We start from the raw sequence: 24,356 nt of genomic DNA on the forward strand, positions 1-24,356 counted from the left end.
TGTCATTAAATCGCAGAAATAGCACAAACCTGTAGTCCCACAGGCGTCTGAATAATCACTGAATCTACGCCAAAAACTTGAGCGATCGCATTTGGTGTCATAACTTCTTCAGGCGTACCAACTTCCCAAATTTGACCTTGTTTTAATAAGGCAATGCGAGAACTATACCGTGCGGCTAAATTGAGTTCGTGTAGAACTGTGACAATAGTTAACTCTTGGTGTTGATTTAGTTCTTTGAGTAGTTCCAACAGTTGCAACTGATAGTTAATATCTAAAAAAGTTGTAGGTTCATCTAATAATAAAACTTTTGGTTCTTGCGCTAGTGCTAAAGCTAGAAAAGCTCGTTGTCTTTCACCTCCTGAAAGTTGTTCGACTAAGCGATCGCTTAATTTTTGTAGTTGCGTCTTTTGAATTGCAGTTTCAACCTTTAGCCAATCTTCAGCCTTTAATTCCCATTGCCACCAAGGTTGATGTGGCGTGCGTCCTAAACTGACTAATTGTCTTACTGTTAAGCCAACAGGGACTATTTGTTGTTGGGGTAAAAATGCTAGTTTCTGTGCAACTATATTTGGGGGTTGAGAATGAATTGCTTTACCATCAAGTAGCACTGTTCCCTGCTGTGGAGTCAGAATACGACTGAGCAATTTCAGTAAGGTAGACTTACCTGAACCATTAGCACCAACTAAACTTAACCATTCTCCTGTTTGCAGGCTGAGGTTAATGTCTTGAACAATTGGTAATGTGGTATAACCGCCTGTGAGATTTTGTAGTTCGAGTGGCATTTGTTGAAATTAAGTTCCTTATCCTGAAGCAGTCTGTCAATACCATTTTTACCAAAAGACGGCGAGAAAGCTATTCCTTCTACAGGGTACAGTCGTTGCGTAAGGCACGAACAGCCGTTCGCCCGTACAAGTTATTACACAAGAGTGCAAAAAGCACTTTTGCACTCTTGTGGGAAAAGGGATGCATCTTTATTGGGGAAAGGGAAAATACCAAACATGCACCCCCTTTTCCGGACTTCTGCAAGAAGTCTATTGTTTATTTTTTCGAGCTTTCATACTAAAGACGCAGCGAGGTTCGCTGCGTCTCTAGTAATTTGATGGTTAGCCTGTTTACGTGTAATTGCACCCAGGAACAATTAAAAGAATTTTGAATTTGAGATTTATTCCACCAATAAATTTGCTTTTTTTAGATATTTTGTATCTGGAAATTTCAATCCAACATCCAAAATCTAAAATTCAATGATGGTTTTTAATTAAATGATTCCTGAGCCTTTACCGCGGTTGTCGCCTTTTTCTGTTAACTTACCTTCTTCGTCTTGGTTAATTTCTTCAAGTTCTTCAACGCGTTGTGCAGCATCTTCTGTTGCTTCTTGGCGCGCATCACCTGGTTCTTCGTAGTACATTTCTGGTTCAACTGCATAGTTATTCAATAAACCTTCTTTGTCTACGGTGTAACCGTCAGTGGTACGTATGCTTTGGGAGTCGGTTTGATCGTCGGTGGCTGAACTTGCTTCTCTTTCTTCTGTGGGGACTGTTTTGAATTTATCTCCTTCTCTTTCTCTGCGAGCAGCGGTTTCAGCTGGGATAATTCCGCGATCGTATGTATCTACTTCTGCACGTTCAGATGAATCTATACCTTTTTTAACTGATTCATTAGCCATAAATTATGTCCTCGTTAAGAATCTATTGAATAACTTCGAGAACTAGATTAGGCTGTTTTTCATTGTCAATCTACTATCTTGAGAAGTGATTTAAGTTTCTAAATATATGCTTTTCTCTATCTTGAGATGTATCCAAAAGATTCAGCGAGACAGGTAAAGTGTTGACTGTTGACTGTTAACTGTGAACCATCAACAGTCAACAATCAACAGTTAACAATCTTCTAAGGTATTTTTGCTATCAAATAATTTTCCAATTATTCGCCTACAATTTCCTTTTTAAAAAATTGAAATTGCTGGGCTAATTCTTGCCGATTTGCAGCCTTAATTAAATAGCGAAAAGTAAACCAAGTGGTATAGGCGATTCCGATTAATTCAAAAATTGGTGGTAGTAGTGGAAGATCGTTAATTGCATTCAAAACTGCTAATGTTACCTTGACTGTGACGATGGCTGCAAAAATTAAACTCAGAGTTATGAGAGCCTGACTGTAATCTTTAAAAAAGCTACTTAAATATTCTGGGAGTTGTCCGAAAAATGCCAAAATTTGCCTACTAATTCGTTGCCATTCAGGTTCCGATGCTGGTGGTAGCTTTGGTAAATTTGTGGGGTTTGTTCCTTCAAGTGCTAGGTTAGCTTGTAATGAAGAAGGGTTCACAGATTCGAGTGGCTGCTGTTGGGTTTGCATAGTTTTGGTTTTCAGCAATTACAGGAGTTTTTATCACTGACTAGGCGTCAATAAATATAATAATTAAAGTCGTCAGTTGTCAATTATTTGCCATTATTAGATTAAGTATACCACTCTTAGCGTGTTTGGGAATTGCCTGATATAGCTATAAAATTAGGCTTTCAATAAGTTGTCTCTTGTCTGAAGGTGCAAAAAATGTTCCCAAATCAACCTGTATTGCTGTATGTGTATATATGGCGATCGCTTTCACTTCTAAAGTTATTTACATAGGCAGGGATTAGCTGGATAGAGGATGAATCGCGTTTGTACTCAAGAATACAAAATCAGCTTTTTCCAGTTGAGAAGGAGTTTTTCATCTAACCAATGGAGCCTTCTAACTGGAAACTAAGGTTGAGTTTGACAAATTCGCTAATTTTTTCAAGTCTGCTGTAAATTCATTTCAGGAACTCCAAAAAATAAATTATTCCGCTTCAGATGGTTGATTGTTGACTAGACCTCTTGCAAAAGTAACTTTTACAAGAGGGGGGAAAGGGAAAAGGGTTTTTATTTGCCCTTTCCCCTTCACCCCTTACCCTTTTCCCCACTTCTCTTAGAAGTCTACAGTCAACACCCTTCTATGAAATATTTTTTACTTGGAAGTTCCCCATCGCTACCTATTCTTCCTTAGCTATTTGGTGGGGCAACAGTAGCTTTTACAACTACTGCCTTCACACCTTTAATTTCTTTGGATAAAGGTTCAATCTTAGCAATTTGGTCTTGATTGGGTACGGTTCCTCCTACAGTGACAGTACCATCTTTTGCTGCACTAACTGTTAATTGACCGCCTGGTATATTAGCTTCTAATTTGGAGCGAACTTCACTTGCTAGGTCACCTGCGGCTCTATTTGCATCGCCGCCAGTAGCATTATTGCGTTGTTCGCGGGCGCGAATATCCTCATTTAATTGTCTTCTACGGAGTTCGCTTTGTGCGTCTTTTTGAGAAGCTTCTGTTGTTTGAGAAGTTGGTGTTTGTGCAGCTTCGTTGGGATTAGTAGGTGCAGATTCACTTGTTTTAGAAACGTTATCGCAAGCAGCAACACCAAATACTAAAAGGCAACTAATTACTAGGGGAGTTAATTTTTGCATATGTTTAATTTGAGTTCAGATGAAATTTGTTGCAATTTACGGCAGAGGTGAGGAGCAAGGAAGCAGTCAGAATTCAAAATTCAGGAGTGTGAGTTTGATTAATCGCGTCTGTACATGTACAGAGTTGAAAATTAGAAATTCTGAATTCTGATTAGATAATTTCTTCACGACGATCGACGATAACGACAGCAGGATCGTCTCTGTGAACATCTGTTGAGTAGTTGACGCGATCGCCGCCTGTGGTGCGATGGATTCCTTGGTCAAAACGCGAGCGATATTCACCTAAATCGGTGGCGTCATAGATGCCAAATTCTTGGATACCTCGACGGTTGAGAATGGGTTCGGCTTGGTAGATTTCGGCTTCTGTACCATCAACAATTACCAAGTAATCACCTCTTTGGAAGCGTTCGTTATACACTCTGGCTCTGTCTTCGGGAATTCCTAAACCAACCAGCGCGCCAACAATACCACCAGCTGCTGCACCAATAGCACCACCAGCCAGTGTTGTTGCTATGGCGGTGGCTGCTGCGCCACCTGCAATTACTGGGCCGATTCCGGGAATTGCTAAAGTACCAAGACCGACTAATAAGCCTGTTAAACCGCCTAAGACACCACCTGTAGCTGCACCGGCTTTTGCACCCTCGTCTGCTTTATTACCTGCACCGATGTTTCTGTTATCTACACCAGCTATCCCATGACCATCAGTATCTTTGGCAATAACTGAGATTCTACTCGTGGGGAAACCCGCATCTCGCAATTCTGTAATTGCTGCTTCTGCATCTCGACGATGAGCAAATACACCGATGGCGCGTTTGGTTGCTTGCACGGGTGTAGTTCCAGTTTGTACGGCTGTAGTTCCAGGAGCATAGCCACTTGCATCGAAAATTTGCCACTGTTGAATTCCGTGTTGGCTAATGATAGCCGCTGCACGTTGAATTTCAGCTTCACTTCCGTTAACGACGATGACGTAATCGCCTTGATTGATGCGCTCGTTATAGAAATGAGTGCGATTATCTGGTAGTGTCCAGCGATTAGAGTCCCAGCGATCGCTTAGATGAATATCTGGAAATGATTCTCGTCGAGAAGAGTCTCTGTGAATTAAAGAAATTTGGCTCAAGGGAAAACCTGCTTTTCGCAAATCGCTAATTGCAGCTTCCGCATCTGGACGATGAGAAAAGTATCCTACTGCATATTTGCCGCTAACCGCATCGCGATGAGCAACACCTGTAGCTGAATGTACGTTATCTGGACGGTCGTAAATACCAAATTCTTCGATACCACGCTGACGTAATATTGCTTCTGCTCTGGCGATTTCAGCATCCGTACCATCAACGATTACTAAATACTGTCCTCGTTTGACGCGTTCGTCGTATACTCTGGCTCGTTCTTCAGGAATTCCTAAACCAATCAATGCACCAAGCAAACTACCAGCCACAGCACCGATACCTGCTCCAGCAAGAGTAGTAGCTAAAGCGGTTGCTGTAGCACCAGCCAGCATAATAGGCCCGATTCCTGGGATTGCTAAAGTACCAAGACCTACTAATAAGCCTGTTAATCCACCCAAAGCACCACCGGAAACTGCACCCACCGCAGCGCCTTCATCTGATTTATCACCAACGCGATCGCGTACTTCAGCACCAGCTATGTCATCACGCTCTCCATCTCGCGTAATCACAGATACTCTATTCATATCAAAGCCGACATTTTTCAATTCATGTAGCGCATGTTCAACATCTCTACGAGTAGAAAATACGCCGACAGCACGTTTATGTACACCTACAACCATTATTTTTCTCCAAAAACAGTAAAATCAATTATTCAAAAATTTATATAGCAATCTCATTTCAGTTGCGAACAATATTTGGTGTTGATTGTTGACTGTCAACGGTTAACAGTCAATAACTGTAACATGTAATATTTCACAAATTATTTGGGATTGCCATAGCTCGGTTATAGCTGGTATTAATCCCTATTAATACATGTTTATATTTATTTTTCCTCAATCCCTTGGAAGAAATTTTTTATCTATCAACAGGTATAGGTGGTTTTATCTAAATGAGTAAAAAATATGCGGTATTATTTATATTTTTTGTCTTAATTCACAAAAATATTTTGCTTTTTTACCTCTATATTCGACATAGCAAAAATTTATACAATTCAAAATATTTAATTAAAAAATAGTTATTGAAAAGAATTAAGAAGTCAGAATCAATTAGTTTGGAGTAGCACTTACAACTAATTGTAGACCGCTAAATTTTTAATTTAGCGGTGGTGCAAAAACGTCGTTTATTCATTTGCCACTCGTACATAATTCAATTCTGAATTCTGAAAAATGACGCATGTATTCTGTTTGATGAACCAAAAAAATGAATTCTTTTTTTATAAAAATATATCCACATATTAATGATTTAATAATGCTTAACTTCTACTCAACTAACTAATACTTCACTTGTTAACTTTTTACGGTTAGCAGTTAACCATCAACGGTCAACAGTCAACAAACTTATACGACTTTTGATGAAAAATTTTACTACCTTAGTAAGTGTAAATTGAGTTTAATAAATATTTAGACTGATGAATAGACCATTTTATTAATCAAGTGGCTGTTTGATTGTATGCAAGTGAGAAAATAGTATGTTCCAAAGTATTCTAAGCGTATTAGGATGGCATTCCCTATCTTTTGGATTAGCACCTATGATTTTCGCTCAACAATTACTAACTCCAGAAGAAGCGTCTGTTCTTTTTGCTGGGCCTAAATTCCTAGTGGCCTTGTTGGCTGGAGTTTCAATGGCTTTAGCCTTTCAACTTTTATTTACAAACTTTTCTGTTGCTGTGGGAATTTCCTCTTGGGAAATTGATTCAGACGATGACGACGAACCACTAAAGCTAGGTAGTAAAATTCGTAACATTCAAGGTAAAGTCGGTTCTTGGGCACTAATAACCGCTAGTATTGCATTATTTATTGCTTGTTTTCTAGCGGTAAAACTTAGCTTAGTGGAAAATGCATTTCTCGGATCGGTTATCGGTATTGTCATCTGGTCTATTTATTTTTCAGTAATAATTTGGTTTGGTTCATCCGCAGTAGGTTCTTTAATTGGTTCCATTGCAAGTACTGTTAGTTCTGGTTTTCAAGCGTTGTTCGGTACAGCAAGCAGTGGTATTAGTGCTAATGCTGCTAAGCAACAATTGGTTTCCACCGCAGAAGAAGTTACAGCCGCAGTCCGGCGAGAATTAACTTCAGGCTTTGATGCTGAAAGTATTAGAAACACCTTGCAAAGTTCTTTAGCTTCTATCCAATTACCAAAATTGGATCTTAAAGAAATTCGTTCTCAATTTGACAAATTAATTCAAGATACAGATTTACAATCTGTTGTGAATAGCGATTTGTTGGAAAATGTCAATCGACAAACCTTTGTGGATTTAATTAGCGATCGCACCGATTTATCTCCAGAAGATATCAATACAATCGCTGAACAATTAGAAGGTGCTTGGCAACAAGCTTTAAATCGGAAAAATCCCACAAAACAAGTAATTAATTTACTGAAATCTGCCACTCCTGAAGAACTAAATTCAGAAAACTTAGGTGAAAGACTTCAAGAGTTAGTGACGGTTGGAGGTGGTAACGGCAAACAAAGTAATGGTGCAATCAAGCAAGCTGTTCAATATGGCTTGAGTGCAGCAGTACCAGCCGTGTTGGATAGAATAAACCTTTCTCATATCGATGTTAACAAAATTGCAACTCAGTTACAAAAACTAAAAGAGAAAGTTCAAGATGTCGATGTCGAAGAAATTACAGAACAGTTACAAAAGTTTAGAGAAGAAGCAACAGCAAGATTACCCATATCCCTGGAAAATACAATCAAAGCAGACGTAGAAGACTATATATTGAATTCGTTTCCTTGGCATTTTAACCGTATTACCCTAAAAGAAGAATTCCAAGAAGTCATCTATGATGTGAATGCAGATCCGGCAACTGTGAGACGCGAGTTAGAAGAAATTAATCAAAACTACTTTACCAATTTACTGAATCAACGGGGTGATATTGGTGAAGCTAGGGTAAAAGAAATTTCCGAACAAATGGAAAGCGCTCGTCAGGAAGTATTAGAAACTGTTAAACAGACCCAAAAGCGAGAAAAATCTGAGGATTTCCGCAGCCGTATTGCAGATTATCTGCGTTCAACTAACAAAGAAGAACTGAATCCTGAAGGTATACAAAAAGACTTTGCTAGGTTAGTTGAAGATCCAGAAGTTGGGTTTGAAGAATTGAGCGATCGCTTTCATCAATTTGACCGCGATACTTTTGTAAAATTGTTGCAACAACGTCAAGATATCAGCGAAGAAGAAGCTAACAATATCGTTAGTCAACTGGAACAAAATCGCGATAATATCTTGAATCGTGCCAGAGAATTACAAGAACAAGCAAAAACCAAAGCCGATGAATTGCGGCAAACAGTTGAAGATTATTTACGGAATACTAACAAAGAAGAACTCAATCCCGAAGCTATTAAACGGGACTTTAGAGTTTTACTAGAAGATCCGCAAGCTGGAATTTATCTTTTACGCTCGCGTTTATCGCAATTTGACCGCGATACACTGGTGAAACTCCTCACTCAACGGGGAGACTTAAGCGAAGAACAAATTAACCAAGTCCTCGACCAACTTGAAGCAGTGCGAGATAGCATTTTACAAGTACCCCAGCAGGCGAGAGAACAGTACGAAAAAACCACAACAGCCATTGCAGAATATCTCCGCAATACTAACTTAGAAGAACTCGACCCACAAGGTATTAGACGAGACTTGGAAAAATTACTAGATGACCCGAAAGCAGGTGCATTAGCATTGCGTCAACGCCTTTCTCATGTAGATCGAGAAACTTTAGTTAAACTTCTCAGTCAACGGGGAGACTTAAGCCAAGAACAAGTTAATCAAATTATCGATGGCGTACAAGATGCGATTCGCGATATCGTCAAAGCGCCACGACGTTTAGCAAAGCGTACCACCCAAACAATTGTAGATTTTGAAGGAAATCTTGAAGATTACCTGCGAAATACTAATAAAGAAGAACTCAACCCGGAGGCAATCAAACGCGATTTACAATTACTATTGTCTTCACCCCGCGCTGGAATTGGCAATTTAAGCGATCGCGCTGCTAAATTTGACCGTTCCACAATTGTGGCCTTGCTATCCCAACGCGAGGATATTTCAGAAGAAGAAGCTAACCAAATTGTGGATCGAATTGAATCTGTTCGCAATTCCATAGTTGAACAATTCCAGCAGATTCAACAACGGGTGCAGTCAGTATTGGATGGAATTTTTGCCAGAATTCGCAACTATCTTAACTCTCTGGATCGTCCAGAACTCGACTATGAAGGAATTAAGCAAGACTTTGGCAAAGTCTTTGACGATCCGCAAGCGGGATTTGAAGCCTTGCGCCATCGCCTGAGTCAATTCGATCGCGACACCCTAGTTGCTATTCTCAGTTCTCGTGAAGATATATCTCCAGCATACGCCAACCGCATCATCGACCAAATAGAAGCCGCACGGGATGGCGTATTACAACGAGCCGAACGCATCCAACAGGAAACACAAAAACGCCTAAAAGCGATGCAAGAACAAGCTAAAAAACAAGCCGAAGAAACCAAAAAAACCGTTGCTAATGCGGCTTGGTGGATATTTGGTACAGCCTTGACTTCCCTTGCGGCCAGTGCTGTTGCAGGTGCGATCGCAGTTACCGGGTTACCTATATTTTGGTAACGATGCACATTAGAGACGTTGCATTGCAACGTCTCTACATTTTTATCGATTTATTGGTTTGCTGGAGGAGGCCCTTGGCGATCGCCTTGAGGACGAGGTGGAATACCCAAAGCGTCTATCAATTGTTGTTCTGTAACTCCCAGTTTCGCCGCCGCCGCTTTCAAATCAGGACGAGGGGGACGTTGGCCTTGGCTTGGAGGATTAGCAGGTACTCCCAGCGCAGCTTTTAATTGTTGTTCTGTGACTCCCAACTTTGCCGCCGCCGCTTTAAAATCTAATCGAGGGGGACGGTGATTGCCATCGCCAGGAGGATTAGCAGGTACTCCCAGTGCATCCTTTAATTGTTGTTCTGTAACTCCCAACTTTGTCGCCGCCGCTTTCAAATCTGGTCGAGGTGGACGTTGGCCTGGACTTGGAGGATTAGCAGGTACTCCCAGCGCATCCTTTAATTGTTGTTCTGTAACTCCCAGTTTTGCCGCCGCCGCTTTCAAATCCGGACGAGGCGGATGCTGTCTTTCTGAGGGTGGTTGCTTGGGAGTATCTGTTGCCTGTGCGATTTGCTGGAACTGATTAGCGGCATTTGCTTGGTGAAGTGAAATAAAACCAAATGTACCAAACCAAACGGGAATTGCTGTTAGCACTAATATTTGACGAATATTCATAATCAATACCTCAAAGATAGATTGTTTACATTTCTGATTGAACTAACCGAAAATTACAGTTTGCCTTGCTGGTGAATTACAATTTTGTAATTTTTTTTAAGTAAATATAAACACTGAAAAAAATTACGTAATCTCCAACCCCACATCAAAAGTTGCTGCATAACCTTCTTCGTTCTGAACGAGTTTGAGTAACATTTGTTCGCCACCACCAGTAAAAATTCTGTCATCAGCATTCTTTTGGGTGCGCTGTCCTTTGCTGGCGTAAGGTGCTTTTTGATGTACGTCATCGGTAATTGAATCGTCAAAATATAGCTGTGACGTAAACTCATAACGCTGCCCAGATATGCCATCGGTGCGAACCTTAAAGTGGATATGCACGGTTCTGCCTTCATACCAACCAGGATAAATGGTTGTAAACTTCACAGTTCCGTTAGTGTCACTGACTTGATAACCGCGTAAGAACTTTTGACCGGCAGTATTGAAACTGGGATCTGCCACATCCGAATAAATACCTAATGCATCACAATGCCAAATATCTACCATTGCATTGACAAGCGGCGTACACCCACCACTGCCAACTTGAGAAATATGCAGTGTCAAATCCAGCCGTGTCCCTGCCTTCACTGAATTATCCGCAGGATCGGAACGGATATCTGAGCGCTGGAGTTTTTCATCCACAAAATAGGGGCCTTCGGTCTGTTCTGGACTGACGACACACCCAGACACAGACGATGCAGAAACAGCTACAGTCTGCTTTCTCGGTATGCATCCAACCACAAGTATTGCCGTTCCAGTTGTTCTAAATAGAGCAAGTACATCTCTGCGACTGAAAATTCGAGCTAATTTATTTTTCATTGCTTTAGCTGTCTTGAAAATAACGTTGACTGTTCGCTGATGACTGCCAATAAAAAGGCGTGGGAAAAACTCATTCCTTCTGTGGATGGGATGAACACGCCTTTTTCAGTCGTTAACAGCCAACAGTCAACCGTCAACAGTCCACTAAACCATCACTCAAAGATAACAAGTTGCAATTAACGGTTATTGTATGGTCTTTGATTTTGATTTACGTCGCGATCGTGAGGTTTTGGGGAACGTTTTTGCTCCTGTGGGCGTCGTTGTTGATGTTTGATTTGTGGTTTTTTATCTGGTTTTGGCAATTCATTTTGCGGTCTTGGGCGTTGTTGTGAAATTTCTGGTCTGGGTTTGGCTGGAGATTGGGCATTTGCTTGATTGGGTGCAACAAAACCAAATGTACCAATTACAAAAGGAATTGTTGCTAAAGCTAAGACTCGACGAATATTCATGATTGTTAACCTCAAAATTGTTGCTTACATTTATCAGGACTTACGCAAAAACTCTTTGAAACCCTCTTTACTTCGTGTTCTTTGTGTACTTCGCGGTTCGTTTTTGCATTATTTTGCGTAAGTCCTATTTATGATTAAGCAACCTCAAAATTACAAATTCCTTGGTTTATAAATTACATTTTTGTAATTTGAACCCAAAGTCAATGAATTTAAAATAGAAGAATATTTATCAAGTAATCAATATTTATTTTGTGAACATTTTATTTGTGGAAGATGAAGCCAAAATTGCTAACTTTGTCCGGGCTGGATTGAAGGAGCAGGGATTTGTCGTAGACTACTGTGACAACGGCGATGAAGGATATCTACGGGCATTAGATAACGAATACGATGCCATCGTACTGGATATCATGGTGCCGGGTAGGGATGGGCTATCAATTCTCAAACAACTACGGCACTCAGGGCGGAATACTCCAGTGATTTTATTAACAGCTCGTAACGAACTCGACGATCGCCTGTCTGGATTAAATTTAGGAGCCGATGATTATATAGCCAAACCGTTTTTTGTGGAAGAATTAGCCGCTAGAATTCATGCCGTTGTGCGCCGGAGTGTAGGCGAACGCCAAAATATGCTTGTGGTGGGGTCGCTTAAACTCGATCGCATCACGCGGGAAGTCACCTACAATCAACGAGCCATCGAACTTACCACCCGTGAGTTTAACCTGCTGGAGTATCTCATGCGCTCTCCCGGACGAGTCTTTACCCGCACTCAAATCCTGGAACATGTTTGGGGCTACGACTTTAACCCCAACACTAACGTCGTCGATGTTTGTATCCAGCGAATTCGCAAAAAAATTGACCCCCTTGATGAAGCAAACTTAATTGAAAGCATTCGTGGAGTTGGATATCGGTTCCGCAAACCAGACAATGAATCAATTCAAAATTCAAAATGATGGTTGCAGACACGGCTTAGCTGCCCTAACAAAATTCCAAATTCAATACAGCCACGCCACTTGTCGGCGAGATTTTAAACCTAGCTTTTTTATCAACTATGAAGCGTCCATCGTTTCGATTGCGAATTGCCTTATTGTCTGCGGGTTTAGCTGGAAGTGCATTAGTTGGGTTTGGTGCAGTTTCTTGGTTTCAGATTTACGAGGCTAAAATCAGTCGCCTTGATGCAGAACTGTTAAATCAATTAATGCGGGCAAGTCGTCCGCCGGAACGTCCCCCTGAAGTAGAACGATGGCAACGCTACGAAGACTCATTAACCCATAGCTTAGGAACAAATACAAAGACTCCGGTTGCAGTGTTAGTGCTGGATACCAACAGCAAAACTGTTTACCAATCCCACCAAGTGCAAGCTGACTTCGACTTGAATCGTGTGTTGCTTGGACAGATAGAGTTAACACCTCTGCCACCTCCCCTGAATAGAGAACGACCCCCAATACCTGAAAATCCAAATCGCAATCGACCTTTGCTTCCCCCACGCCCGCCTCAATTTGTCTCGCAGCACACAACAACAGGAACGTGGCGGATTGGGGCAGCTAGATTTCCCAATGGTCAAGTTGCTATTGCCGTTAGTCTACAAGCCGTCAATCAAGAGATGGCAACTATTCGCAATATCTTTGTTGTTTCAATTCCAGGGGCGCTGTTGCTAGTTGCTGTTGGTGCATGGGTAGTTGCTGGTAGTGCCTTGCGTCCCATCCATGAATTAACAAGCGTTATTCAACAAGTAACCGTCCAAGGATTAGATCGGCGAATTCCCATTGGGACAACGGATGTTGAATTTGTAGAGTTGATTCGCGTATTTAACCAAATGTTGGAACGCCTAGAACGCAGTTTTACACAAGCTTCTCGCTTCAGTGCTGATGCTGCTCACGAACTGAAAACCCCACTCACCATTCTCCAAGGCGAACTAGAACGAACGCTACAACAAGTTGAACCTGGATCGGAAGTGCAACAGCGCTTAAGCAACCTTTTGGACGAAGTGGGTCGTTTAAGCAGCATCATGCGAAAACTTTTGCTGTTGTCTTTAGCAGATGCAGGACAAATGAGTTTGTATTTGGTTGCAGTGGATATGTCTGAATTGCTGATGGAAATGGTAGAAGATGTAGAACTGCTGTCTCCCCATTTGAGGGTGCAAAGCAACATTCCTCATGGTCTCAAGGTACAGGGCGATCGCGATCTCTTGATTCAAGTCCTGCAAAATTTATTAAGTAATGCCATTAAATATAATCTTCCCAACGGTTGGATAGAAATTCAGGCTTATCAAACTCAAACAAAGCTGCATATCAAGATTATTAACGCATCCAAAGATATTCCAGCCAGCGATCGCTCCCGGCTTTTTGACCGCTTTTATCGTGGCGATCGTGCCCACACCCGCAAAGTCGAAGGAATCGGACTCGGACTGAGTTTAGCCCGTGAAATTGTCCGGGCACATGGTGGCGACCTGATCCTTGATTCAACAACATCTATGGGTCAAACGGCATTTACCCTGACTTTGCCGCAATATACTTTGGTTAAGGGAAATCCAAAAATAAATTCCGTTTAAAACATTGACTGTTGACTGTAAAGCGTCAACAGTCAACAATCTTGTATGTGAGTCCCTACATCTTCAAACTTACCTTGCTCTCGATCCTGCTTGCTGGAGTAACGATCCAAGTTGCTGTACTTTTGCTGCGACATCAGCAGGGAGATCTGCCGCAGCTCCTCTTGTATCCTCACCTAAGTCAATGAGGATTCTAGAAATAGCCGCAGTATCCCGGCTTTGGATAGCTTGTTTGAGTTCACCCAAGTCTTCGGCAATGTCATTACCTTCAAGCTTTTGCTGCCAAGCATCAATAATGGCTAAGGCATCATTCTTTTGAATTTTGCTTAGATCTTGTTGCAAAGCAGCAATGGTGGTTTCGAGATTGACAGATTGAATTGGATTAACCATGAGAAATTCCTTTGTTGAGTTGATATTGGTTGAACAAAATCGCAACTCTCCCACACCCCCTTAATATTTCTCAATGTCATAGCTGAAATCTTCATTCTTAAGGCATACACAGTGGGCATAATCGATGACATTATCAATTGTGTTCTATTTAACAATCAAGATTTCAAAGTCAGGTGACATAACATTCAACATTAGACCTCTTGCAAAAGTAACTTTTGCTCATAGGGGGGAAAGGGAAAAGGGTTTTTATTTGCCCTTTCCCCGGTTGGTGAGCTTGTCGAACCATTACCCCTTACCCTTTTCCCCACTTCTGTTAGAAGTCTATTCATCAGTCAACCACTGACTAGTGTTATCCTTTTGTTGGTATATTTTTAACTTTACGGGACAGATGTTGCAGCACAAGATTTTAGCTGATTCATACTAGGAGTGGGGATACCAAGGCTATGTCTACAGAAAACCTCACGCGTATCTTATTTTCTAACTGGCAACGCACACTCCAGCCTTTTGACGTTGATGAACTAGCGGCTGATAAAGCTTTTAATCAGTTGATTACAGCTTACTCTAGCAGCGATCGCCATTACCACACGGCTAAACACATTCATCGCGTCCTCAATATGATTGAAATTTTGCACGGTTACACCAATAACCTAACTGCCGTTCAATTTGCTGCCTGGTTTCATGATGTGGTTTATGATACTCAGGCTGAAGATAATGAACAAAAAAGTGCTGACTATGCCGTTGAATTGTTGAGTAATTTAGGTATTTCAGAAAGTACTATCGCTACTGTGAGCCGCTTGATTTTGAACACTAAAAATCACCAAGCTACGATAGATGATTTCGATAGCCAAGTCTTACTAGATGCAGATTTAGCGATTTTTGCTGCTAGTCCAGTTGATTATGCAGAATACGCCTATGGTATTCGCCAGGAATATGACTGGGTATCAAAAGCGGAGTACATTGCAGGACGACGCCAGGTTTTAGAAAAATTTTTAAAGCGATCGCATATTTACTTTACGCCTTTAATGTTGGAGTTTGCCGAACCATTCGCCCGCAGTAATATTCACGAGGAAATTAAATATTTAGCTTCAGGATATAGTTTTTGATTAAAGCTATGTAATGACTTGTGAAATTTTTATTTCTATTGTAAGTGCCCTCGCAGTTTCTAATTCTCTACTGAAATGTTTATTGCTCCATCATTTCATGATATCGATCGACTCTTCTTTCTTCTATGGTGAATAGCCCTGGACTTTGAGGGTTTGTGAATATTATGCAAAATCTATTGACAATGTATTGATAAATATCATAATAATTAGGTGATTTTGCCGCCTTAATGACAATTTTAAGTGTTCTTACCTCAATCGGTCGATCGGCTAGTGGTCTATCGCATTAATTATGATGCGTAATCAAATTTCTAAATTGGTAACTCATCAAAATTAATGATCTCTGGAAAAAGCTTGCAACATTTAATTACAAACTTAATCACAGAATTTATTTGTCTAATTTTCATTGAATTATGTGATTTTGGTATTGCTGAATCAAGATGTAAAAAAGTAGGGAAAAGTTTAGCAATCCTTGTCTCCCTATGGCAAAAGCAAAATCATAGTCCAATTGAATAACGTCCACATATTGCATGAGTTGTGAAAACTCAATTTTTGACAACTAATCAGCAAGTATCTAAATTTTTTGTCTAAAAACTGCATTTTCCCAGCTTGGTTAAAATTAACCACCGTCACTCCATTAAGGTGATGAGTTTATGGCTAACCAAACTAAATACATTTGGCATTACTCCCTGACTAACAAAAAATAAGCACAGGAGAAAAAATCATGGCTAATTCATCATTCAACCTCTCTGACCTAAATGGTAAAAATGGCTTTGTCATCAACAGCATTGCTGCAAATGAGGGCTTAGGTTACAGAGTCAGCAATGCAGGGGACATCAATAACGATGGTATTGAAGACCTGATTATTAGGGGAAATAGCAAAAACTATGTGGTATTTGGGAAAACAAATCTTGGCAGTGTTGGCACTTTCAACCTTTCATCTCTAAACGGCACTAACGGCTTCACTATTAATAATTCAGGTTCTCCAGTTAGCAATGGAGGGGACATCAATAACGATGGTATTGATGATTTACTGATTTTTGACGGGAGAGAAGTGTATGTAGTATTTGGAGCGACAAATCTGGGCGGTAGCGGCACTCTTAATTTTTCGTCAGTTAATGGCACTAATGGTGTTGTGATTAGTATTTATGGTGAGGATATTTCACTCAGCTATTCTGAAGATATCTCACTCAGCAATGTAGGGGACATCAATGGTGATAGTATTGACGACCTGATTTTTAACAGCGTTTTTACCTTCATCACCCCAGACCGGGAAGCCAATGTATTTGATGTTAATTTTAGCTCTGTGGTGTTTGGGGGAAGTAATGTAGGGAGTAGCGGTAGGTTCTTAAATTCTTTCGATGGCACTAATGGCTTCTCCAGCCAAAATACCAGATTCAGCAAAGTAGGAGACATTAACGGTGATGGCATTGATGACTTGATTGTTAATGGTAACCGTGTAGTCTTTGGGGCGACGAACATAGGTGGTAATGGTTACTTTGATTTATATGATAATAATGATGGCTTTTCCATTACTAGCTCCACCGTTTATCCCTTCTTCATTAATGCCAAAGTAGGGGACTTCAACGGTGATGGTATTGACGACCTGCTCGTTGGCTCACTTGAGCAAACCTATGTAGTATTTGGTGGAAAGAATCTGGGCAGTAGCGGCACCCTGAATCTCTCAGACTTAAATAGCACTAATAGCTTCGTCATTAATGGTAAGAGCGCTAATAACTTCGCCTTTATTAACCCTTCAGGATACCAAGTCAGCAATGCAGGAGACATCAACAATGATGGCATTGATGACTTGATTTTTGGTGAGAGTAGTGCTGACCCCAACGGCAAAACTGATGGTGGGCAAACCTACGTAGTGTTTGGGGGGAAGAATTTGGGCAGTAATACCCCCCTCAACCTCTCAGAGTTGAATGGCAGCAATGGGTTTATTATTAATGGTATCAATGCGGGCGATCGCTCAGGTACCTCAGTCAGCAAAGCGGGAGATATTAACTTCGATGGTGTTGATGACTTAATTATTGGCGCACCTGAAGCCGACCCCAACGGTAATACCAATGCTGGGCAAAGTTATGTCGTCTACGGTAATGCTGCCCCTACCCTCGACCTCAACGGTACTAGTTCAGGTACAAATTATGCTGCAACTTTTAATGGCACTCCTGTAGCTGTTGTTGATACTACCAAGCTCACCGTCGGTGACACTAACACCTCTACTCTCAAGCAAGCTACCATTACCATTACTAACCGCCAAAATGGCACAGCTGAAAGTCTCACTGCTAACACCACTGGCACCAGCATCAGTGCAACTTACAACACTACTACTGGCATCCTTACCCTTAGTGGTACGGATACACTAGCCAATTACCAAAAAGTTTTGCGGACGGTAACTTACAACAACACTGCTGCAACTCCCAACACTACTGCCCGAATTATTCAGTTTGTTGTCGATGACGGACAAGCTCACAGCAATACTAGTAAAGTTACTACTACTACCCTGAACCTGACAGTTACTCCACTCAATCTCATGGGAACTGCTGGTGCAGATACTCTGGTCGGTTCCGTTGGTAACAACATCATTGATGGTAAAGCTGGTAACGATATCCTCACAGGCAACGGCGGTCAAGATAAGTTTATTATTCGCCGAGGTGATGGCAATGATACCATTAACGATTTTGGTGGTGTCGGTAAAGGCACTAACCCATCACAGGCGGTAATTGCCAATGTTGATACGCTGCAATTTATGGGATCGGGATTAACTGCTCAAAATCTGCTGTTGACTAAAAATGGTAACAACTTAGAAGTTACCTTTGAAAATGTTTCTAATACTAAAGTCACTCTGAAAAACTTTCAGTTAGAAAACCTGGATAACCTGAAAGCTTCCGGAAGCAGACCAGCCATTGGCAATATCCTGTTTGATGGTCAAACTAGGATCGTTGACAGTTTTAATGTCCTTGATGCCAACTCTAGTGATACGACCATCGGCATCAAGAACACGGTGACTTTCCTCAATGACCTGAATAACAATCTTATAGGTTTAGACAACTCCGCTGATGTCATCAATGGTCAGGGGGGTAATGACAAAATTGATGGTAAAAGTGGCAACGACTTACTGCGTGGTGGTAATGGCAATGATAGTCTCATAGGTGGTGTAGGCAACGATAGTCTTGTCGGCGGTGCTGGCAATGATGTTCTTACAGGTGGTGCGGGTGCTGACTATTTCGTTTACAACACCAATACTGCCTTTGTTAGTTCTGCTGTTGGTCAAGATACTATTAGTGACTTCAACCGCTTCCAAGGTGACAAGATTATCCTAGATAAGACTACTTTCACTGTTATTACTTCTGCTGTAGGAATCGGTTTTAGTAATGCGAGTGATTTTAAAGTCACTACTAGTGGCGCAACCACCACAGCAAAAATTGTCTACAACCCTGTGACTGGACAGTTGTTTTACAATCAAAATGGCAGTGCTGCTGGTTTTGGCAGTGGTGGTCTATTTGCCACCCTTAGTGGTGTCACAACATTGACAGCATCAGATTTTGTGGTGCAAGCATAATTTGTCTAGAATAGGAAACTCCAAGCTTGGAACAAAAAAACTAAGCTTGGAAGATTTAGCATTTATTAACGTCTGCTACCACCACGATGAGGTGCTTCAGTTTCTTCTTGTTTTGTTTTAAGTGCAAATACTTGTTGATGCTGTGGCTGTTGAATTTTTTGCAGTGCGAATTGGGCACGGGTACGAACTCCAAGATCTGCATCTGTATCTAATATTTGCTGGAGTCGCTCTTTAATACGTAACGCTGGATCTGGTAAGGTAATTGCCATCGTTGTTGCTAGTGCTTCTAAACTCGTGACTACTGCATAGCGCACCACCCACTCTGGATCTTCAGAAATTAATAGTAATGCCTCTATTACCTGAATCTGCACAGATTCTATTTTTTCTGATGGTAGTTGGTACCAGCGCAATGTTCCTAGTCCCCTGGCTGCGGCGCGCCGCACACTCAAGGAAAAATCAGTTTTTGCTGCTTCTAGCAAAGTGTCCAGGGCCCGTAAATCTCCAATTCCTGCCAAGGCGCGAATTGCCCAGGCTCTAGCGCCATAGTTGTAGTCATCAATTAGTTGCAATAACGGTGCCACTGCGGGTTCTCCCATGGCAATCAATCCATCTACCGCCGCCACCGCAGCCCCTGGATTATTGTAGCCTAAAGCTGCAATCAAGGTGGGCACAGATTCTTCTATACGCGCCGCTGCCAACTCTTGAACTGCATCTAACAAGCGATCTGAAGAATCTGCTTGTTCCACAGCACGAATCAATATCCGAGCCAGTTCACTGTTATCCATATCAATTTCACGAGTCATTATTAGTCAGCCAATTGTAGCTTAAGTTATCCGTAGTTTGCATTATGTATAAACCCCCTAAACCTCTTTTTTCGGTTTATTCGGGGGTTTATACTGTAAAAACATTTTATTTTTAAGTATTAATCACAACTGATGACTCAGGAATCCTGACTACAACAACGAGTCCATCAAATTCATCACTTTAATAGCACCTGCGGATAAAGTGGTTGTTGCTGTGCCCTTGACTTGATGTTCCAGTAATCCTTTGAGGGAGATGAGTTTGAGGCTATTTTCTGCCAAGGTCTCGGCTATGGCTTCAGCTGCGGGTAGATACCCAATGGCTCCCAAGTCTGCTAACACAGCTCGACGCAATTGCAGTTTTTCACCAGCCAAAGCCTTTATCAAGCGTTCTCCATAAACTGGTTCTTGGGTTAACTGATACATAGCTCGTGCAGCTGCATATTGCACCAGTTCTATGGGATGCTCTAAAAACGGTTCGATGGCAGAAATCGATTCAGTAGCCTGCAAACTCCCCAAAGCTTCGATAATTGCATCGTAAGGTTGCGATAAATCTGGCTGCTGTGGTTTTAGTCGCCCTTGCTGCAAACCTGCTTTTAATAGCTCCATCAGTGGAGGAATACAAACCGGATCGCCTAGCATATCTAAAGATTGGGCTGCTGCTTCCCGGACATAAAAATCTGAACAGTTTAAACAAGCAATTAAAGGTTTTACTGCGTGGCGATCGCCAATTTTACCTAATGCTCTAGCTGCGTTCCGTCGCAGAGGATATCCACCTTCTGGTGTCCTGTCGTCTTCATCCTCTAGGGCTTGGATTAATAGTGTAACCGCAGCTGGTTCGCATATCCGAAACCTACCCAACCACCAGGCGGCATAAAATCGCAAACCTAAATCTGCGCTTTGGAGATTTGCAATTGCTTGGTCTACTGTTAGCTGTTCACCTCCAGGTGAATCCCCTGGAGGTGATAAATCTTCAAATTTCTGCGGATTGGAATTCATCAGAAGGAGGATTACTCTGTTGGCTATCTGTTTTTGTCTCAGAATTCAATGGCTCAATACTAACTATTTTGCCACCCAAGCGAGCAATCCGCCGCATTTCTTGACTCATCCGATTATCAGGTACGATGATAAATAAGCTGGCACTAGAACGAATCGGATAGTTGATTGTTTGGGTTTCTTCACTTTGGCGCAAACCAACTACTTCATAGCGGAAGTAGCGACTACTAGTTCTACCACCAATAAATTGTCCAACCATAAATCAATTTAAAATTCATTTCAAAATTTTTTATTAGTTATTTGTCAATAGAGGGGAGTCGGGAGTTTTGAGAAAATACTTTGCCTTGTTGGGGCTAAAATTTCTGACTCTACTCCCTACTCCCTACTGCTTACTGCCCCCCGAAGGTGGCTTCGGTCATTTGTTCTTTGTCCTTGTTGGTTAAAAATAATCAACGACCAATAACCAATGACTCTAAAGTGGCTTGACGCTGGCGATTTTACCACCTTGTTTTACTACTCTTTGGAAGTAGCTAGATAGCTCTTCATAAGGTAGGATTACCGCTTGATTGACACGACGTGTTTTAGGATATCCAGCTCCAAAAACTCCTGCTACTTCAATGCGGTAGAGTCTACCTTCTTTACCAAAGGTTCCTGCGCCGCCGAAAGTGCTGTTGGGGGTAACGCCTTTGGTGGGAGCAACGTAGGCAAAGCCTGAGGGGCCACCAGAGGGAGGAATCACTGCTGATGCTGCATTACGTCCTAATTCGCTAGCCAAACGAGAGGATTTACCTTTGAGTTGGGAGCGATCGCTGCTGGCATACCCACGATATAGTTGGAATATCCGGCTAAATCCTACAGTTTTCTGGCCTGTTTGAGTTTGGAACCCGCGATAGTATGGCACAATATTTTCCCCAAAGTTGGCTTGATACTCTGGCGAATCTATATATGAATCAATGTCAGCATCGTAGCCCTTATTTTGGTACAAATCTAAGTGATAAACCACATCAGACTCATCGTAAGGGGCACGACCCAACAAATGTTTGTAGTTCAGCTCAATGACGCGGGTTTGAAAATTGTCGTAGAAAAATTTCTTTTTGTACAGTTCTGATTTAGCTACTTGACGCACAAACTCTTGGACAGTGATTTTGCCATCGCGCAAAATAGATTCGGCACTGATGAGGCGGTCAGCGGCCAATATATAATCATTGCCTAACAACTGACGATATACGGCAGAAATTACTCTTTGTATCTCTTCTTTAGTCGCATTTGGACGCAATTCCAAAGGGGCGCTATCAATAAAAGGTTCTGTTCCCAGACGGGACGCTGCTGTTGTAATCGCCATCTGTAAAATTCTCCTTCAGTAATACCTAATTCGCATTGGTCAGGGTAACGAACAATAGGAAATTGAGAGTAATGAAATTCTCTACCTAATCGCTACTCTCTACTTCCTATTCCCCGATCCTATTCTTTACTTACACAGCTGTGATGCTAATCACTTTACTGCCTTTACGATTGAGTTGCTGTAACTTACTAGAAAGTTGCTCGTAGGGAATTATTAACTCGGCAGTACCACGACGTACTACAGTTGAATTGGGAGAAGCTGCTTGCAGGAATCTAATCCGGTATGCTTCTCCACGACTACCTGTAGAGAGACCAGTTAAAGCTCCTGAAGATACTGGGTAAATAGGTGAAGCCAGATTCTTAGCTATTTCCCAAGTTAATTTTCCTTGTTTTACTCCTTGGGCGCGATCGCTATTCGCATAACCCCGATACAATTGAAACAGTCGCCCATAACCAACGTTTTTCTTTCCTACTTGGCTTTTAAAACCTCGGTAGTAGGGCACAATATTTTCACCAAAGTTTTCTTGATATTCTGATGAGTCAATGTAAGAATTTATTTCTGCTTCGTAACCCTTTGAATTGTATAGTTCAACGTGGTACGAAATTTCCGACTCATCTTCTGGGGCGCGACCTAATAAATGCTTATAATTCAACTCGATAAATCGAGTTTGTGAATTGGAGTAGAAAAACTTCTCACGATAGAGTTCCGATTGAGCAATGGCTGATACAAAACCCCGGACTGAAATTGTACCCTGCTGCAACAGTGATTCAGCACTCTCCAAGCGATCGCTATCTAGTAGGTATGCATTACCCAACACTTGACGGTAAGCTGCTCGGATCACTACTGCGACATCTGCCTCTGTTCTATCAGGACGTAGTTCTACTATTCCTGAGCTTTCAAATGGCTCAATTCCTAGTCTTGCTGCTTGTCCCAAAGCCGCCATTTCTAACCTCCTCAGTTTTAACTACAAAACTGAAAACTTTTTAGAAAATATTTTTTCTAATCTTTTAACAGTCTTTATCAAAATAAAACTGCCCGGAGAGGTAAGCAACTCATAGAACTTAACTTGTCATAAGAGCTGATTTCCTCTCCGGGCTAAAGAAACACTCTAGCTCAGAGTATTAATTACGTAGTCGATGTAGGAATTTGCTTCAACAGCTGGGTCGCCGCTGAGACCGTGGTTAGCTTTGATGTACTTGAGAGCTTCAATGTACCAGCTAGGAGACAGGTCAAAAGTTTTGTTGATTTCAGCTAAGCCAGAAATCAAGTAATCATCCAATGGGCCTGTGCCACCTACAACTAAAGCGTAAGTAATAATCCGCAAGTAGTAGCCAACATCACGCACACACTTAGCTTTACCGCGTTGATCGTAAGCGAAGTTGGGGCCTTGTTGTTGGGTGGTGTAGGGGAACTTGTTGTAAACAGCTTGAGCTGCACCTTCTGTTAAACGTGAGGCATTAGCACTCAAGGATTTTGCTGCTTGTAAGCTAGCTGGTGCTTGGCGAAAACGACCAAAAGCTACTTGGATTTCGGTGCTGCTGAGGTAGCGACCTTGAGAATCAGCCGCTGAAATTGCTTCGGTTAGAGGTGTTTTTGTCATTTTTGGTACTTCCCTTTAACAAACTTTTCGTTGAAATTTTATTTTGTCCAGCGGACAATCATTTCACCCAATAGCAGTAGTGCTTGGATTAAGCAACAGCAGCAGCAGCGCGATCGAAGTAGCTAGCGATTTCAGCTGCTAAAGCGCTGCAATCTCCTCTGGTGATGCCATTTGGATCGTTAACAATCTTCAAGGAAGCATCTTTGAGCTTTTGGATACCAACAGCAACGGAAGCTCCAGGAGTTCCCAATGCCAAGTAAGTTTCGCGCAAACCGTTGAGAGCGCGGTCATCTAGAACGCTGGAATCACCAGCAAAGATCGCATAGGTTACATAGCGAAGAATGATGTCCAAATCACGGATACAAGCAGCAGCGCGACGGCTGGTGTAAGCATTACCACCAGGAGCGATCAATTGGGGTTGTTCTGCCCACAGGTCGCGTACCGCAGCAGCAACAATAGCAGATGCGTTGCTGGTAATACGGTTAACTGCGTCTGCACGCTTGTTACCATCTTTTACTAGTTCGCTCAAAGCATCCAATTGTGCATCGGTGAGGTATTCACCACGTGTATCAGCTTGGGCAACCACTTTTGCAAATGCATCTAAAACCATTGCGTTAAATCTCCTAATTGGCTTGGTTAAGAATTATTTGATGTCAAAACTGAATGGTTCAGCTTTTCTTCTTTCTGATGTCAGAGGCTTAACCATCTTCTGAAAGGTTTACAACGGACATCCAAGGTATAAGTCTACGACCTCTAGGGTTTCTGATTAAAACTTTTGTTACAAAACTTTATCTTAATATGAGAGACCAAAAAACCTTCTAGAT

Annotated in this window: 21 protein-coding genes; 5 read left to right on the forward strand and 16 right to left on the reverse strand. The window is 41.7% G+C overall.

The annotated features are described in order from the left end of the window. Nucleotides 1–5: 5 nt before the first annotated feature. From VF06_RS13540 to VF06_RS13560, 5 genes are all read right to left on the reverse strand, one after another. Nucleotides 6–782, reverse strand: coding sequence for an ABC transporter ATP-binding protein (locus VF06_RS13540; RefSeq protein WP_099066277.1), 777 nt, complete (start codon nucleotides 780–782; stop codon nucleotides 6–8). A 473-nt stretch (nucleotides 783–1,255) separates the two neighbouring features. Beyond that, the gene (locus VF06_RS13545; RefSeq protein ID WP_099066276.1) at nucleotides 1,256–1,663 is read right to left on the reverse strand and encodes a hypothetical protein; all 408 of its coding nucleotides are present in this window, start codon (nucleotides 1,661–1,663) and stop codon (nucleotides 1,256–1,258) included. Between the two features lie 254 nt (nucleotides 1,664–1,917). Further along, nucleotides 1,918–2,346, reverse strand: coding sequence for a CAAD domain-containing protein (locus VF06_RS13550; RefSeq protein ID WP_099066275.1), 429 nt, complete (start codon nucleotides 2,344–2,346; stop codon nucleotides 1,918–1,920). A gap of 663 nt (nucleotides 2,347–3,009) precedes the next feature. After that, nucleotides 3,010–3,471, reverse strand: a complete 462-nt coding sequence (locus tag VF06_RS13555; RefSeq protein WP_099066274.1) for a BON domain-containing protein — start codon at nucleotides 3,469–3,471, stop codon at nucleotides 3,010–3,012. A 151-nt stretch (nucleotides 3,472–3,622) separates the two neighbouring features. After that, the gene (locus VF06_RS13560) at nucleotides 3,623–5,257 is read right to left on the reverse strand and encodes a general stress protein (RefSeq protein WP_099066273.1); all 1,635 of its coding nucleotides are present in this window, start codon (nucleotides 5,255–5,257) and stop codon (nucleotides 3,623–3,625) included. Nucleotides 5,258–6,105: 848 nt separating this feature from the next. Between VF06_RS13560 and VF06_RS13565 the strand changes: the two genes are divergently transcribed. After that, nucleotides 6,106–9,225 carry a hypothetical protein gene (locus tag VF06_RS13565; protein ID WP_099066272.1) on the forward strand — a complete coding sequence of 1,040 codons (3,120 nt, stop codon included), beginning with the start codon at nucleotides 6,106–6,108 and terminating at the stop codon, nucleotides 9,223–9,225. Nucleotides 9,226–9,275: 50 nt separating this feature from the next. On the opposite strand, the gene VF06_RS13570 is transcribed toward VF06_RS13565, so the two are convergent. The 3 genes from VF06_RS13570 to VF06_RS13580 all read right to left on the reverse strand — a co-directional run bounded on the left by VF06_RS13570 (nucleotide 9,276) and on the right by VF06_RS13580 (nucleotide 11,191). Continuing rightward, the gene (locus VF06_RS13570; protein ID WP_099066271.1) at nucleotides 9,276–9,887 is read right to left on the reverse strand and encodes a hypothetical protein; all 612 of its coding nucleotides are present in this window, start codon (nucleotides 9,885–9,887) and stop codon (nucleotides 9,276–9,278) included. Between the two features lie 123 nt (nucleotides 9,888–10,010). After that, nucleotides 10,011–10,742, reverse strand: a complete 732-nt coding sequence (locus tag VF06_RS13575; RefSeq protein WP_099066270.1) for an intradiol ring-cleavage dioxygenase — start codon at nucleotides 10,740–10,742, stop codon at nucleotides 10,011–10,013. Nucleotides 10,743–10,918: 176 nt separating this feature from the next. Then, nucleotides 10,919–11,191: a hypothetical protein gene (locus VF06_RS13580; protein ID WP_099066269.1), complete on the reverse strand. Its 273-nt coding sequence runs from the start codon at nucleotides 11,189–11,191 to the stop codon at nucleotides 10,919–10,921. A gap of 251 nt (nucleotides 11,192–11,442) precedes the next feature. On the opposite strand from VF06_RS13580, the gene VF06_RS13585 reads away from it, so the two are divergent. Continuing rightward, nucleotides 11,443–12,141, forward strand: a complete 699-nt coding sequence (locus VF06_RS13585) for a response regulator transcription factor (RefSeq protein ID WP_099066268.1) — start codon at nucleotides 11,443–11,445, stop codon at nucleotides 12,139–12,141. Between the two features lie 98 nt (nucleotides 12,142–12,239). Beyond that, nucleotides 12,240–13,739 carry a sensor histidine kinase gene (locus tag VF06_RS13590; RefSeq protein WP_099066267.1) on the forward strand — a complete coding sequence of 500 codons (1,500 nt, stop codon included), beginning with the start codon at nucleotides 12,240–12,242 and terminating at the stop codon, nucleotides 13,737–13,739. Nucleotides 13,740–13,808: 69 nt separating this feature from the next. Here VF06_RS13590 and VF06_RS13595 read toward each other — a convergent pair whose 3' ends face one another. Beyond that, complete coding sequence (locus VF06_RS13595; RefSeq protein WP_099066350.1) at nucleotides 13,809–14,126, reverse strand: hypothetical protein; 318 nt, start codon at nucleotides 14,124–14,126, stop codon at nucleotides 13,809–13,811. Nucleotides 14,127–14,569: 443 nt separating this feature from the next. On the opposite strand from VF06_RS13595, the gene VF06_RS13600 reads away from it, so the two are divergent. Further along, nucleotides 14,570–15,229 carry an HD domain-containing protein gene (locus VF06_RS13600; RefSeq protein WP_099066266.1) on the forward strand — a complete coding sequence of 220 codons (660 nt, stop codon included), beginning with the start codon at nucleotides 14,570–14,572 and terminating at the stop codon, nucleotides 15,227–15,229. Between the two features lie 721 nt (nucleotides 15,230–15,950). Then, nucleotides 15,951–18,794: a beta strand repeat-containing protein gene (locus tag VF06_RS13610; protein ID WP_099066264.1), complete on the forward strand. Its 2,844-nt coding sequence runs from the start codon at nucleotides 15,951–15,953 to the stop codon at nucleotides 18,792–18,794. Nucleotides 18,795–18,859: 65 nt separating this feature from the next. Here the strand turns inward: VF06_RS13610 and cpcF are convergent, their stop codons facing one another. From cpcF to cpcB, 7 genes are all read right to left on the reverse strand, one after another. Then, nucleotides 18,860–19,597 (reverse strand): C-phycocyanin alpha-cysteine-84 phycocyanobilin lyase subunit CpcF, encoded by a 738-nt coding sequence (cpcF, locus tag VF06_RS13615; protein ID WP_306419434.1) that lies wholly within the window; start codon nucleotides 19,595–19,597, stop codon nucleotides 18,860–18,862. Nucleotides 19,598–19,747: 150 nt separating this feature from the next. Continuing rightward, a complete protein-coding gene (gene cpcE, locus VF06_RS13620; protein WP_099066263.1) occupies nucleotides 19,748–20,593 on the reverse strand; it encodes a C-phycocyanin alpha-cysteine-84 phycocyanobilin lyase subunit CpcE in 846 nt (281 codons plus the stop codon). After that, a complete protein-coding gene (gene cpcD / locus VF06_RS13625) occupies nucleotides 20,568–20,849 on the reverse strand; it encodes a rod-capping linker protein CpcD (protein ID WP_099066262.1) in 282 nt (93 codons plus the stop codon). The genes cpcE and cpcD overlap by 26 nt, the downstream gene beginning before the upstream one ends. A 213-nt stretch (nucleotides 20,850–21,062) precedes the next feature. After that, a complete protein-coding gene (locus VF06_RS13630; protein WP_099066261.1) occupies nucleotides 21,063–21,932 on the reverse strand; it encodes a phycobilisome linker polypeptide in 870 nt (289 codons plus the stop codon). Between the two features lie 130 nt (nucleotides 21,933–22,062). Further along, nucleotides 22,063–22,875, reverse strand: a complete 813-nt coding sequence (locus tag VF06_RS13635) for a phycobilisome rod-core linker polypeptide (RefSeq protein ID WP_099066260.1) — start codon at nucleotides 22,873–22,875, stop codon at nucleotides 22,063–22,065. 165 nt (nucleotides 22,876–23,040) lie between these two features. Next, complete coding sequence (cpcA, locus tag VF06_RS13640; protein ID WP_099066259.1) at nucleotides 23,041–23,532, reverse strand: C-phycocyanin subunit alpha; 492 nt, start codon at nucleotides 23,530–23,532, stop codon at nucleotides 23,041–23,043. Between the two features lie 88 nt (nucleotides 23,533–23,620). Then, the gene (cpcB, locus tag VF06_RS13645) at nucleotides 23,621–24,142 is read right to left on the reverse strand and encodes a C-phycocyanin subunit beta (protein ID WP_099066258.1); all 522 of its coding nucleotides are present in this window, start codon (nucleotides 24,140–24,142) and stop codon (nucleotides 23,621–23,623) included. Nucleotides 24,143–24,356: the final 214 nt, after the last annotated feature.

The sequence above is a fragment of the Nostoc linckia z4 genome, assembly GCF_002608075.1.
GTDB classification, from domain to species: Bacteria; Cyanobacteriota; Cyanobacteriia; order Cyanobacteriales; family Nostocaceae; genus Nostoc; species Nostoc linckia.